Annotated in this window: 13 protein-coding genes, 1 tRNA gene and 2 rRNA genes; 4 read left to right on the top strand and 12 right to left on the bottom strand. The window is 41.3% G+C overall.

The window, feature by feature from the left end; all coding sequences use genetic code 11:
- Window positions 1-57 precede the first annotated feature (57 nt).
- The 7 genes from FNZ24_RS21850 to FNZ24_RS20500 form a co-directional block, all read right to left on the bottom strand.
- Window positions 58-192, bottom strand: coding sequence for a hypothetical protein (locus tag FNZ24_RS21850; RefSeq protein WP_267463739.1), 135 nt, complete (start codon window positions 190-192; stop codon window positions 58-60).
- A gap of 38 nt (window positions 193-230) precedes the next feature.
- Window positions 231-1,052, bottom strand: a complete 822-nt coding sequence (locus FNZ24_RS20525) for a PhzF family phenazine biosynthesis protein (RefSeq protein ID WP_153916654.1) — start codon at window positions 1,050-1,052, stop codon at window positions 231-233.
- 22 nt (window positions 1,053-1,074) lie between these two features.
- Window positions 1,075-2,739 carry an ABC1 kinase family protein gene (locus FNZ24_RS20520; RefSeq protein ID WP_153916653.1) on the bottom strand — a complete coding sequence of 555 codons (1,665 nt, stop codon included), beginning with the start codon at window positions 2,737-2,739 and terminating at the stop codon, window positions 1,075-1,077.
- Between the two features lie 249 nt (window positions 2,740-2,988).
- A complete protein-coding gene (locus tag FNZ24_RS20515; protein ID WP_153916655.1) occupies window positions 2,989-4,173 on the bottom strand; it encodes an NAD(P)/FAD-dependent oxidoreductase in 1,185 nt (394 codons plus the stop codon).
- Between the two features lie 151 nt (window positions 4,174-4,324).
- A complete protein-coding gene (gpsA, locus tag FNZ24_RS20510) occupies window positions 4,325-5,341 on the bottom strand; it encodes an NAD(P)H-dependent glycerol-3-phosphate dehydrogenase (protein ID WP_153916652.1) in 1,017 nt (338 codons plus the stop codon).
- A 5-nt stretch (window positions 5,342-5,346) separates the two neighbouring features.
- Window positions 5,347-5,835 carry a protein-export chaperone SecB gene (gene secB, locus FNZ24_RS20505; protein ID WP_153916651.1) on the bottom strand — a complete coding sequence of 163 codons (489 nt, stop codon included), beginning with the start codon at window positions 5,833-5,835 and terminating at the stop codon, window positions 5,347-5,349.
- Between the two features lie 209 nt (window positions 5,836-6,044).
- Complete coding sequence (locus FNZ24_RS20500; protein ID WP_153916650.1) at window positions 6,045-6,479, bottom strand: rhodanese-like domain-containing protein; 435 nt, start codon at window positions 6,477-6,479, stop codon at window positions 6,045-6,047.
- A 363-nt stretch (window positions 6,480-6,842) separates the two neighbouring features.
- Between FNZ24_RS20500 and gpmM the strand changes: the two genes are divergently transcribed.
- From gpmM to FNZ24_RS20480, 4 genes are all read left to right on the top strand, one after another.
- Complete coding sequence (gpmM, locus tag FNZ24_RS20495; RefSeq protein ID WP_153916649.1) at window positions 6,843-8,375, top strand: 2,3-bisphosphoglycerate-independent phosphoglycerate mutase; 1,533 nt, start codon at window positions 6,843-6,845, stop codon at window positions 8,373-8,375.
- Between the two features lie 10 nt (window positions 8,376-8,385).
- Window positions 8,386-9,519, top strand: coding sequence for a murein hydrolase activator EnvC family protein (locus FNZ24_RS20490; RefSeq protein WP_153916648.1), 1,134 nt, complete (start codon window positions 8,386-8,388; stop codon window positions 9,517-9,519).
- 76 nt (window positions 9,520-9,595) lie between these two features.
- Window positions 9,596-10,798 (top strand): S41 family peptidase, encoded by a 1,203-nt coding sequence (locus FNZ24_RS20485; protein WP_153916647.1) that lies wholly within the window; start codon window positions 9,596-9,598, stop codon window positions 10,796-10,798.
- 12 nt (window positions 10,799-10,810) lie between these two features.
- Window positions 10,811-11,563, top strand: a complete 753-nt coding sequence (locus FNZ24_RS20480; RefSeq protein WP_153916646.1) for a divergent polysaccharide deacetylase family protein — start codon at window positions 10,811-10,813, stop codon at window positions 11,561-11,563.
- On the opposite strand, the gene FNZ24_RS20475 is transcribed toward FNZ24_RS20480, so the two are convergent.
- The 5 genes from FNZ24_RS20475 to FNZ24_RS20455 form a co-directional block, all read right to left on the bottom strand.
- Window positions 11,538-11,993 (bottom strand): Rrf2 family transcriptional regulator, encoded by a 456-nt coding sequence (locus FNZ24_RS20475; RefSeq protein WP_153916645.1) that lies wholly within the window; start codon window positions 11,991-11,993, stop codon window positions 11,538-11,540. The genes FNZ24_RS20480 and FNZ24_RS20475 overlap by 26 nt on opposite strands.
- A gap of 28 nt (window positions 11,994-12,021) precedes the next feature.
- A complete protein-coding gene (locus FNZ24_RS20470; RefSeq protein WP_153916644.1) occupies window positions 12,022-12,273 on the bottom strand; it encodes a YkgJ family cysteine cluster protein in 252 nt (83 codons plus the stop codon).
- A gap of 547 nt (window positions 12,274-12,820) precedes the next feature.
- Window positions 12,821-12,897, bottom strand: a tRNA-Asp gene (locus FNZ24_RS20465).
- 109 nt (window positions 12,898-13,006) lie between these two features.
- Window positions 13,007-13,122, bottom strand: a 5S ribosomal RNA gene (rrf, locus tag FNZ24_RS20460).
- 215 nt (window positions 13,123-13,337) lie between these two features.
- Window positions 13,338-13,429 (bottom strand): 23S ribosomal RNA (locus tag FNZ24_RS20455); the annotation flags it as partial.

Below are 13,429 nucleotides of genomic sequence, written 5' to 3'. Positions count from 1 at the left end.
GGATGGGTCCATATATGTCTGGCTAGCTTCCGATGGGGCGTCCCTTCCCCTCGAAAGCTAGCCATTKACAAACCCATTTCGCTGATATTCATCAGCTAAGCTTGCTTGTTCCACTAATGTTGCTTGGCGCTTCCTTAGCTGATGTAAGTCGCTGTGATTGTGTTCGCCATAGCTATTGAGTGACTTAGACATAGATTGGCTTAGACATAGATAACTTTGACATAGATAACTTAGACATAAATAACGCCTTTTAAATACAACTTGCCATAGCCTGATACAAACACTCTTCCGTCTTTGAGCTGGCAGAATAACGCACCGCCTCTTATAGATGCTTGGTATCCCACCAGCGATGTTTTATGTAATTCACCAGACCAATAAGGTGCAAGGCCAGCATGAATTGAGCCTGTAACTGGGTCCTCATCACCGCCATTGGCAGGCCAGAAATAGCGAGAGATAAAGTCATGTTTACTGTCATCATCGGCTTTCGCTGTCACGACCACATCAAGCGGAGCCAACAGTGCAAGTAATTCAGATTGATACTCAACATTAACCACTTCAGCTGCTGAGTTCATTACAGCGAAATAAGCTTGCTGATTCTTAAGTACGACATTGGGCGTTATTGATAAACCCGCAGTTAAAGCATTGGGGATCGAAGAGACAGGTTCAGGTGCTAAGTTTGGAAAGCTCATTTGGATTGGCTTTGCAGATGTGTGGGAGTCTGCGGTTTCAACTTGGGTTACTATTAAGTCACCGACTTTGTCAGTGGAAAAGCGTATTTCACCAACATAGGCTAATTGATTAAACAGTACATAGGCTGCAGCCAGTGTCGCGTGGCCACAGAAATCAATTTCGGTAATGGGTGAGAACCAACGAATAGCATAATGATTGGCGTTAATTGGCTTAATAAAGGCGGTTTCAGAAAGGTTATTTTCGGTGGCAATCGACTGCATTAAATCAACAGAGAGCCAATCAACCACTGGTACCACAGCGGCAGAGTTTCCAGAAAATTGTTTATCAGTAAATGCATCAACGACGAAAATGTCTAATTCCATTTATTCACTCCTAAATACAAAACTATGTCTTTTTCGACAATTGACCCGAACGACTCACCGCCAAGAGTAGCTTACCCGCAAGCCAACTACCAATTGCAGTAATACCAAAGCCAATAATAGACACGCCTTCATATAAAGGCGGCACCTTGCTACTGAGCACCATACAGCCACCAAGGAAAATAGCGCCACTGAGTACACCATAAACTAAGCGGTTAATAATCGTATCTAGGCTACGATGATTAAGATTGATATCGAATTGACCATTGCTGACTTGTTGCGTTATTTGCTCAATATCTTCAGGTAATTTATTAATCACCCGCTGCCAACGAGTTGAAGATGCGATGGTTTGTTTCAACACGTTTTTAGGCGCAAACTGCGCAGCTTTCATCTTCAGCGCATAAGGGCTAATTGCATCAGCCAGACTGATACTGCTGTCGATTTGTTTCGACAGCCCTTCCAGCATCACAAGTACCCTGATTAACATGGATATTTCGGTGGGAATAACCAGTTTATGGTGCTTAATAATGCGAACAAACTCAGTAAGCACCTCTACAAGGGCAACTTCATTCATTTCAACTTCTAAGTATTCATAAACGAACTCGCCAATATCCTTCTCAAGGATCACTTTATCTAACTGGGGCTGAGTCTGACAAATCTGCAGTACTTGATAAGTTAACTCGGCAGGATCTTTCTCAGCGAGGGCTATCAATAAGTGTTGTAAACGCTGTTGAATACCCTGACTCAAACGCGCGGTCATTCCCCAATCAAGGATCCCCAACTGGTTGTTATCCAATAGCCAAATATTGCCTGGATGAGGATCTGCATGGAAAAATCCCAGTTCAAAGATCATATCCAAATAAACTTTAATACCCGTTGTCGCAATTTTACTGGTATCACGGTTTTCAGCCTGATGGCTTTGAATATTGGAGATACTCTCGCCTTTCAGGCATTCCATCACCAACACCCGCTTACTAGAGTATTGACGATAAACATCAGGAATATGCACATCAGGATTGTTGCTAAAGAAGCTACTTGCTCTCTGCATACTGCGTGCTTCTTTTACGTAATCAAGCTCGTTCAATAACGTCTTGGTAAATTCAGCAATCAATCGCGAAGGCTGATAAAATTTAAGCTCCTTTTGATACACCTCTGCTAACGGCATTAAGCGCTTTAAAATCTCTAAATCAGCAAGAATCTTATCTTCAATTCCCGCATGCTGAACTTTTACTACCACTTCTTGCCCGTCAACGGTCTTAGCTTGGTGTACTTGCCCTACTGATGCTGAAGCTAATGGTGTAAAACTGAACTCACTAAAAATACCATCAAAAGATTGCTCAAACTCAGATTCAATGGTCTGTATTATTAACTCTTGATTATCAGCAGGTGTATCCGCTTGTAAGCGAGTAAGCTCATCAGCCACTTCTTGTCCCACTAAGTCAGCACGAGTACTGAGGATCTGCCCTAACTTAATAAAGGTGGTGCCTAATTCACTGAATGCCAGCCTTAGCCGAACTGCAAATGATAAAGACACCAACTTTTGGCCTGAGTCACCGATAAAAACACTCTTAATAAACTCTGGGTTGTGCTCTTTAATCCAGTTAGCCAAACCGTACTTCACCAATACTGTGACGATTTGCCGAGAACGCTCAGAGTGATTAATTAATTGTTTTACATCGGATAACTTCATCAAAGCTCCTTGATAACGCCCAAGTTATTGATAGATATAATGGCTTATTACTTTAGATGATCTAGCCACAAACAAATACCAAAAAATAGTTAATGAGGTAAATTACTTAATCTTGATAAAACAGATAAGAAACTGGTTTAACAGCAGTATTTATGAAGATAAGGACTAAATTGAACAAACCGGATCGGTTTGACTGCAGATACAGCCCAATAGATATGAAAAGATTTTATTGAACAGCTTTTAAAACAGTTAAACCGCCATTCCAGCAGCCACACCAGATGACCATGCCCACTGGAAGTTAAACCCGCCGAGCCAGCCACTCACATCCATGACTTCACCAATAAAATATAAACCAGAAACATTTTTCGCTTCCATGGTTTTAGATGACAACTCGTTGGTATCAACACCGCCAAGCGTCACTTCAGCAGTGCGGTAACCTTCAGTGCCATTCATCACGATTGACCATTCATTTAAATCTATCGCGATTTGATCTCGCTCGCCATGCCCAAGCTGGTTTAAAGCTTTATCGAGCTGAGCCGTATCAAACAAAGCTTCCACTAAGCGTTTTGGTAACCATTGGCTAATGGTGTTGCGTAAACTTTGCTTAGGGTTATTGGCTAAGGCAACTTCAAGCTTTTCTTTGGCACTTTCATTTGGCAGCAGGTTAATGCTAATAGCTTGTCCAGCTTGCCAATAGTTTGATATTTGTAATACTGCAGGGCCTGATAATCCACGGTGGGTGAACAGTAATGCTTCACTAAATTCAGTGCCATCTTCAGCGGTAATGGTTGATGGAACCGCGATACCTGACAGCGGCTCAAAACGCGCTTTTTGTTCACTATGCCATGTAAACGGCACTAAGCCTGCTGTGGTCGGTAACACCTTTAATCCAAATTGTTCTGCAAGCTTGTAACCGTATGGTGATGCGCCAAGTTTTGGCATGGATAAGCCGCCAGTTGCAATCACTAACGAGTCACAACTAAAATCACCGTTAGAAGTCGTCACTGTAAATTGACCTTGGTCGTTTTTACTGACGTGATTAATCTCAGTGCGTAATTGCACTTTAGCGCCCGCCCAATCACATTCAGTCATCAGCATAGTGACGATTTCTTTAGCTGAATCATTACAAAATAGTTGGCCATGATCGCGCTCGTGATATTCAATAGCGTGGCGTTCAACTAGTTCGATAAAGTCACTCGAACGATATCGTGCTAATGCTGACTTAACAAAATGGCTATTGCCACAAATGAAGTTATGAGGCTCGACTTTTTGATTGGTAAAGTTGCAACGACCGCCGCCACTAATCAGGATTTTTTTACCCGCTTGCTTGGCATTGTCTAGCACCAAAACATCACGACCACGATAGCCAGCGGTTGATGCACACATTAACCCTGCTGCGCCTGCGCCAATAATAATTACGTCATGATGTGTCAAAGTGTCGTCTCTCATTCATCCGCTAAGTAAATGTAGCCAGTTGTCATTCTATTATTCAATTATCTTCAGTGGCGGATTTTTCATCAGCCACAAAAAAGGGCGCTATATTAGCACCCTTTTAGTCGTATTCACACTGGCTTAAACCATAACACTAATCTGAGATAGTTTCGGACTTTTGTTCACGTCCTAATAGCTCTTTAGCAGCATCTACTGGCGCTTTACCCTTATAAAGCACTTGGTAAATTTGCTCAGTGATTGGCATTTCAACCCCAAGACGTTTAGCTAAAGTGTAAACCTCTTTGGTATTGCGATAACCTTCAACCACTTGACCAATTTCTTCTTGGGCGGTATCGACATCGCTGCCTTTACCTAAAGCCAAGCCAAAACGGCGATTACGAGATTGGTTATCAGTACAGGTTAAGACTAAATCACCTAGACCCGCCATCCCCATAAAGGTATTACCGTCTGCACCTAAAGCTACACCTAGACGAGTTAACTCAACAAGTCCTCGAGTGATTAAAGCAGTACGCGCGTTGGCACCAAAACCAATACCATCAGACATACCCGCACCAATTGCGATAACGTTTTTAACTGCGCCACCTAATTGTAAACCGGTAAAGTCATCATTTGCGTAAACACGTAAACGTTTCGGGCTATGTAAAAGCTCCACTAAGTCATTAGTAAAGTCAGCACATGTGCCCGCTACCGAAATTGCTGTTGGCATGCCAGCAGCAAGCTCTTTGGCAAACGTTGGTCCTGATAATACTGCCAGTGGGAAAGCATCCCCAAGTTGCTCACGAGCAACATCTTGCAGTAATCGACCCGTTTCAGGCTCTAATCCTTTAGTGGCCCAGACAATGCGTGCATCATCTCGTAGTAAAGGTTTTGCCTGCTGTAGTACTAAACCAAATACATGACTTGGCACCACAACCAATACATTTTTACTCGCGGCAAGCGCTTTGCCTAGGTCGGTTTCTAATTCAAGTGTGTCAGGAAAGGTAATTCCTGGCAAAAATGCATTATTAGCGCGCTCTTTAGCTAGGGTTTCCATGTGCTCTGGCTCATGGCCCCATAACAAGGTCTTATGACCACTGCTTGCGAGAGAAATAGCAAGAGCGGTGCCGTAAGACCCCGCTCCTAATACCGTAATTTCGGTAGTATTATTCATATTGATTAAGCGTTTGCTTCTTCAGCAGCTGGAGCTGCAGCAGCGTCTTGCTGACGTTGTTGAACATACTGTGCAAATAACGCATCAAAGTTCACTGGAGCAAGGTTTAGTTGTGGGAAAGTACCACGAGATACTAAGTTACCTACTGTTTCACGTGCGTATGGGAATAATACGTTCGGGCAGTATGCACCTAAAGAATGAGCTAGTTGCTGCTCAGTTAAACCAGTGATTGAGAAAATACCAGCTTGTTGAACTTCACATAAGAATGCAGTTTCTTCACCGTTTTGTGCAGTAACAGTTAAAGAAAGAATAACTTCATACACGTCATCAGAAAGTTTGTTGCTACGAGTGTCTAGATCAAGCTTAACTTCTGGGTTCCATTCTTTTTGGAAAACAGCTGGGCTGTTAGGCGTTTCAAAAGAAACGTCTTTAGTGAATACGCGTTGAATGTTGAATTGTGGTGCTTGTTCTTCGTTGTTAGCTACTTCAGCCATGATTTTCTACCTTCAAATTGTGTTTTAGCTTTTCTATGAAGCTAATTTTAGATTTGGGCTTTTATTCCTAAAATATGGCCAGAGCCTTGTTTTAGTTCATCCCGATTAAAGTTGATCTAACTAAGTAACAAAACGCTTTTAAGCCCTTTATAACAAGTAGGATCTTGTTCTACTCGCTAACATTAATATCAGCGAGTAGCTGGTTATCTTTACTTCTTACCTTTAACAGTTGGTAAGTTTGCTGCAGTCCAGTCACCCATACCGCCTTTTAGGTTGCTGACATTTTCAAAACCTTGTGTAACAAGAAGTTGAGCAGCTTGCGAAGACGTCATTCCAGCACTACATACAGTAATAATGGGACTCGTTTTATACTTTTCAAGGCTTGTTGCTTTATTATTTTTAATTTCAGACAAAGGCACATTTATCGCATCTACGATGTGGCCTTTACGAAAATCTTCTTTAGAGCGAACATCAATAACTTTACCGTCTTGCTTGTTCATCAGCATGGTCAATTCTTGCGTATTGATATTAACAACTTTAGAGGTTGCTGCTTTAATCGTAGTCACTACCACAGCAATGAACAAACCAACCCACGCAATACTTAGTACTGGGTTAGCTTGAAAAAATTCAATATATTCTTGCATCTTCTCTGCCTACTTTAAAAATGGCTAAAATTAATAAGCCACAGAGTATACCGATTGCGTCTTTATAATGCAGCAAGTTCACGCCTATTCATCGACTCTGATGATTTAATAGTGCCACTTTGGTGAAGAAAGATTGCATTTAATTAACAAGCATTGATTAAAACCACAGTATTTGTGCTTTTATTGCAAATAATTCATCGAGCTCCATAAGCGCTTATACAGAGCACTTGCCGCTGAAATCTTTACTTGAACTCCATAGATGAAAGTAAATTACTTTTTCAGCGCCTGCAGAAGTAGTAATATTCATACAATTAAAATTTTAACCTTCTCATAAACTTTAAACTTTTACATAGAGGTACTTCCATGGCGACTCAAAAGCGTCCATTGGCACTACTTATCTTAGATGGCTGGGGCTATCGTGAAAATACGCATCAAAATGCTATTTTTCACGCTAACACTCCCGTTTTAGATAAATTGAATGCTACATACCCACATAATTTGATTTCTGGTTCTGGCTTAGATGTCGGCTTACCTGATGGTCAAATGGGTAACTCAGAAGTGGGTCATATTAATATCGGCTCTGGCCGTATTGTGTATCAAGAATTAACCCGTATTAGTAAATCAATTGCTGATAACGAGTTTTGTGAAAACCAAGCATTGTGCGAGTCAATCGATAAAGCAATAAGCAATGATGGCGCAGTGCACATCATGGGACTTATGTCTCCAGGTGGCGTACATAGTCATGAAGAACATATTGAAGCAATGTGCCGTATGGCCATTGAGCGAGGCGCGACGAAAGTGTACTTACACGCCTTTTTAGATGGTCGAGATACACCGCCGCGCAGTGCCAAAAACTCGCTGGCTCATTTCGAAGAATTATTTGCAAGCTTAGGTCACGGTAAAGTTGCTTCACTTATTGGTCGTTACTATGCCATGGACCGTGATAACCGTTGGGATCGTGTCGAGAAAACCTATAATCTCATCACGCAAGGTCAAGCAGAATTCAACTATGCTAATGCCGTTGAAGCATTAGAAGCCGCTTACGCCCGCGATGAAAATGATGAGTTTGTTGCAGCTACCACCATTGGTGAAGCTGCACATTTAGCCGATGGTGATGCGCTTATTTTCATGAATTTCCGTGCTGATCGAGCTCGTCAAATAACCCGTAGCTTCGTTAATGCTGACTTTGATGGTTTTAATCGTGCTGTCACTCCTGCGGTTAACTTTGTCATGCTGACTAACTACGCTGATGACATTAAAGTACCTGTTGCATTTCCATCCTCTGATTTAGTCAATACCTTAGGCGAAACCTTACAAAACCAAGGTAAGACTCAGTTGCGTATTTCTGAAACAGAAAAATATGCTCATGTGACCTTTTTCTTCAATGGCGGTAAAGAGCAGCCATTTGAAGGAGAGAGTCGTGAACTGATTAAGTCTCCAGATGTAGCAACCTATGATCTTCAGCCTGAAATGAATTCAACAGAGCTGACTGACAAATTAGTCGCAGCAATTGAATCAACAGACTATGACGTTATTATTTGTAATTATCCTAATGGCGACATGGTTGGCCACACAGGTAACTTTGATGCCGCTGTTAAAGCATGTGAAGCTGTAGATGCTTGTATTGGTCGCGTTGTAGATGCCCTGCAAAAAGTAGGCGGCGAATGTTTAATTACTGCCGATCACGGTAATGCTGAGCAAATGACTAATGAAGAAACTGGACAGGCGCATACGGCGCATACCAGCGAATTGGTTCCGTTTATTTATGTTGGACGTGATGCCACTATTGAAGATGGTGGACGATTGAGCGATATAGCGCCAACTATGTTAACCTTGATGGAACAAGAAGTGCCATCAGAAATGACAGGCCACTCAATCATTAAACTCAAAGAGTAAATAGCCACTCGTGAAAAAACGACTATTGTTTAAAGCCAGCATAATTGCTGGCTTTCTGATACTTTCATCATCAGTTCAAAGTGCCGATCTGGATAAGCGTCAATCCGAGCTTAAAGCGATTCAAGCTCAGATTAACCAACAACAAAGTTCTTTGAAAGACACCAGTCGTCAACGAGAAAAGCTCATTTCGTTATTAAAACGAGATGAGCAAGCTATCTCTAGCGCTGCTCAAAAAGTCAATTTAACCCAGGCCTCTCTCACCCAAGTAAACACTAAACTCAGTGAGCTAGATGTCGAAAAAATCCAACTGGACAAACGCCGAGCGACACAACAAAAAACCTTATCGAAACAACTTTCAAGTGCCTATTTAGCGGGTAATCACGATTACTCTAAAATGATGCTGAACCAACAAAATCCCGCCACTGTTGAGCGAATGTTGGCTTATTATCAATACCTGAATAATGCCAGAATTGCAGCTATCACTAATCTCAAAGAAACCATTGAGCAATTAGAGACAATCAAAAGCCAGCAAATCAATGAACAGCAAAAACTAAACGCATTAATTATTGAGCAAAAACAACAAGCAGAGCAGCTCAATAAAGAAAAAAGCCAACGTCAACAAACTTTAGCCCAAATCCAGCGTACTTTAACCAGTAAAGGTGCTGAACTGGAACAAATGCAAATTGAAGAGGCCAGCTTAAAGCGCCTTATCGAACAAGCTTTACTGGCAGCGAAAGACAACCCTCAAATGGATGGCTTAGCTAAAAAGCGTGGTAAATTAACATGGCCAACCAAAGGTCATCTCGCATCTAAGTTTGGCAGTCGCCGCTCAGGGCAAATTCGCTGGAAAGGGGTGGTCATTGCCGCGCCTGAAGGTCGTAGTGTCACTGCCGTCGCACCTGGCACAGTTATATATGCGGACTGGTTACGCGGCTTTGGTATGGTAATGGTTGTTGACCATGGCGAAGGTTATATGAGTCTATACGGACATGCTCAAGCCCTATTAATTCAACCTGGTGAAACGGTTCAAAAAGGAGATTCAATTGCTCTTGTCGGGAGTTCAGGCGGACAAACAGAATCTGGCCTATACTTTGAAATACGACACAAAGGGCAAGCAGTTAACCCAGCGAAATATTGTCGATAAACCTAGGCTAGGAAAGGCCACTCTCGCTGAAAGACTGACGCCCTGAATATACCTACAATGGTATTAAGGGGCGGTTATGATGCAATTTGCACGCTATTTATTATGTTTTTTATTGGGTATTTCAGTTGCACTTTCAATGAGCTTATCAAGCTCTGAGCAACATTATAAATACGAATCCGAATACAGTTACACCCTGCTTTTAGATGTCATCGACACCATTCATACCTACTATTTCAACGATGTTGATCGTGAAGATTTAATTGAATTCGCTATAGATGGCATTTTCACCAACCTAGATCCATATTCTGGTTTTTTAGACTCTGATGACTTTCAAAGTATCAATGACAGTAACAGTGGCCAATACTTTGGATACGGTTTTGAAGTGGCAACGGATGATGACCAAATCACCATTATCACCCCTTATCCCAACTCACCCGCTGCTAGGGCTAATTTACAGCCAGGCGATAAAGTTTTGCAACTTAACGACATAGTCATCGATAGTAGTAATCTGACTGATGTACTGATGGATATTAAGCAAAACAGTAACAACAAACGCACTATCAACTTAACTATTGAACGCGATACTAATGCTCCTTTTAAACTTACATTAAACCCTGAGCTTATTCATATCGAGTCAATAAACGCTAAAATTCTAAAAGATAATATTGGCTACATTCAGTTAAACTCATTCCAAAATGATGCAACTAGCGCCATCATCAAACAAGCTAAACTCTGGGAAAATGAAAACATAAGCGGCATCATTTTAGATGTACGCAATAACCCAGGAGGCTTACTTGGCCAAGCCATCAGTATTGCTGATCTGTTTTTAAAGAAAGGATTAATCGTTTCTACAGAAGGTCGCTTTTTCGATGCGAATGAAGTCTATTACGCTTCACAGCCCACTATCTTTGAAGATATTCCAATGGTGGTGTTAATTAATAAAGGCTCGGCTTCAGCTTCAGAAGTACTAGCGGCTGCACTTCAAGAAAATGAACGAGCCACGCTAGTCGGTGAAACCAGCTTCGGTAAAGGTACAGTCCAAAGCCTGATCCCTATGCTAGAAATGGGTAATGCTATCAAGCTGACTATCGCTAAGTACAGCACACCCGATGGTAATGACATTCACAGTAAAGGGATTGAACCTGATATTAAAATTTCAAATGAAGCTATTCTAAATTCTGATTATCTGGATATAATTGAGCAATCAACTGCGCAATATGATGAACCACAGGATGGTCAGATTTCTTCAGCTATTGCATGGATAACTACTCATAACTAAAAAGCAGACTCTGTGCGCAAAATATTTTTTGGATTAGCTCTACTCATTACAGGACACGTACAAGCAGCAAACATCGCTATCATCATTGACGATATAGGCTATCGTCAATCAGATGAGGCTGTGCTGACTTTACCTAATACTGTCACTCTATCTGTGTTACCTCATACACCTTTAGGCCAAACACTGGCACAACAGGGACACCATCAAGGTAACGAAATCATGTTACATATACCTATGCAGGCATTAAATGGTAAAAAGCTTGGTGACGGTGGCTTAACCAATGATATGAGTGAGCAACAACTTAAGGGCCAACTAAAAGCATCGCTTGAAAATATTCCGTACGCTAAAGGCGCTAATAACCACATGGGAAGCTTATTAACTCAATTAGAGAATCCAATGAACTGGCTTATGGAAAGCTTGAAGCAAAAAGATCTCTACTTTGTAGATAGTGTTACGACACGTTATAGCAAAGCTAGCGACAAGGCTCAGCAATATGGTGTGCCTTTACTGAGAAGAGAGATTTTTTTAGATAATGATGTTAGTGAAAACGCACTAGAAAAACAATTTAGCCAAATCATTTCCAAAGCGAAAAGTGAAGGGAACATCGTTGTTATAGCGCACCCCTATCCTGAAACAGTGCGCTTTTTAAATGAAAACCTTCACAGACTAGAACTGAAGGGTATTAACCTTGTTCATACCTCAAAACTTTTACCTGTTAGCATGGCTAAAAACGAAGGAACTAGCTCAGCTCAAGTACTGAGATAGACATATCAGGTAGGGTATCCATTAACTCATCTGCATTCTTAACAATATCAGCCAAAGTACACTTGTTAAGCACTGCCATATAAGCGGCGACAGCTTCAGCAAGAATTCCTTTTAAACTACATGCAGGCGTAAAACGACAGTATGGTTCTGTGCAATTAACGGGGGCTAGAGACGGCTCTAACTCACCCACTAGCTTACCAAGATTAATATCTGCAGCTTTTACAGCTAGTTTAAAACCGCCACTTTTTCCTCGAATAGTCTGAATATATCCAAGCTTGCCTAAATGGTGGATGATCTTAGCAACATGATTTGATGACAACTCAAAAACTGTCGTCACTTCCGCAATACGGAATAACGTTTCTCTTTTTGGCTGTGCGGCAAGGTACATTAAAATACGAATGCCATAATCTGTATATCGTGTTAGTTGCATAAGTGAATTCCAGCGTTAAATAATTGGCCTAGGAAGTTGAAGATTCAAGCTCTGTAATTAACCATAAAGCTTGTTCATTGGTGGTGCTACAGACATCAATCGTCGCACTAAAATCAGTGCAAACCTTGGGTCTAGATGGATCACCAAACAGCTTACATAGGTTATCATCATTGAGTTGAATACAGCGCTCACCCGCAAGTTTACCATTCGGCATACCGGGTATTGGGCTAGTAATAGAAGGAGCAATACAACATGCACCGCAACCAAGACGACAATCCATAATTTTACCTAAGCGTTAAAGCAGCAATATATCTTACTAATACCTAATATAGAAACATCTTCTTTATAAAAAAGCACATAAAATACATCTTTAAGTTTAAAGTGAGAGTTATGTTTAATTTTTAACTCATGTTCTCAGATAAATCATGGGAAATGATAAATTCACTTTAAACTTTATTGGCTCGAAAACACGCTATTGATAATGATTTTATCAGCACTGATTTGGCTTACGCATTAATCTAGGTCATCAAAAATACATATAGTAGGCCTAAATATAAACCTTATCTCACCATACGAAAGAAACCTCTACATTGATTCATAGGCTTTCATTTTTGTGCTTGTGGGTGGTACCGCGTTAGCCGTGAACTTACGAACGCGAAGCTGGGGCCGACTATTTTTTTGCAAAAGTCTGCGACGCCACAATATCTAATTAGAATGTTTCAAATACGAAAAAGCCCTATCATTCTTTATAAACAAGAAGTGATAGGGCTATCGTAAAGCTAAAACGAAAAAAGCCTCATCTTTCGATGAGGCTTTCGTCTTTATGTTGGCGGAGCGGACGGGACTCGAACCCGCGACCCCCGGCGTGACAGGCCGGTATTCTAACCAACTGAACTACCGCTCCTTTAGCAAAATGCTTACGCGTAATGCTAAATGCTTTTTAAGTCGCTAACTTGTCAAGGTTAGGAGACTTGCTTTACCTAAGTAAAGCTACTCTTTCGAGTAAATTAGGCGCTTGGCAATGACCTACTTTCACATGGGGAGACCCCACACTATCATCGGCGCAATTGCGTTTCACTACTGAGTTCGGGATGGGATCAGGTGGGACCACAATGCTATTGTCACCAAGCAAATTCGGTGTTAATCGCTGTCGCAATTAACGAAATTCGGAAAGCTGTTCTTTGAGTTTCRAGTACATGGATGTACTTGATGTCATCAATGCAGGAGCATTTTATGACGATACTTTATTAAGCGCTTTATATTCTTCACTAAGTCTTACTTAARCAGTAAGCAATAAATCTAGTTACCACACWTGATGTTGCCATCAAAACCCATTTGGGTTGTATGGTTAAGCCTCACGAGTCATTAGTACAGGTTAGCTCAACGCCTCACAACGCTTACACACCCTGCCTATCAACGTCCTAGTCTCGAACGGC

Origin of the sequence: Shewanella sp. TC10, from assembly GCF_009663145.1 — a bacterium.
Lineage (GTDB): Bacteria > Pseudomonadota > Gammaproteobacteria > Enterobacterales > Shewanellaceae > Shewanella.
Note: the sequence above shows the minus strand (reverse complement) of the source record. Positions and strands in the feature narration are given on the sequence as shown.

Coding starts and splice junctions, on each gene's coding strand:
- FNZ24_RS20525 (WP_153916654.1), bottom strand. CDS start 1,052: ATGGAATTAGACATTTTCGTCGTTGATGCATTTACTGATAAACAATTT.
- FNZ24_RS20520 (WP_153916653.1), bottom strand. CDS start 2,739: ATGAAGTTATCCGATGTAAAACAATTAATTAATCACTCTGAGCGTTCT.
- gpsA (WP_153916652.1), bottom strand. CDS start 5,341: ATGAATAATACTACCGAAATTACGGTATTAGGAGCGGGGTCTTACGGC.
- secB (WP_153916651.1), bottom strand. CDS start 5,835: ATGGCTGAAGTAGCTAACAACGAAGAACAAGCACCACAATTCAACATT.
- FNZ24_RS20500 (WP_153916650.1), bottom strand. CDS start 6,479: ATGCAAGAATATATTGAATTTTTTCAAGCTAACCCAGTACTAAGTATT.
- gpmM (WP_153916649.1), top strand. CDS start 6,843: ATGGCGACTCAAAAGCGTCCATTGGCACTACTTATCTTAGATGGCTGG.
- FNZ24_RS20485 (WP_153916647.1), top strand. CDS start 9,596: ATGATGCAATTTGCACGCTATTTATTATGTTTTTTATTGGGTATTTCA.
- FNZ24_RS20475 (WP_153916645.1), bottom strand. CDS start 11,993: ATGCAACTAACACGATATACAGATTATGGCATTCGTATTTTAATGTAC.
- FNZ24_RS20470 (WP_153916644.1), bottom strand. CDS start 12,273: ATGGATTGTCGTCTTGGTTGCGGTGCATGTTGTATTGCTCCTTCTATT.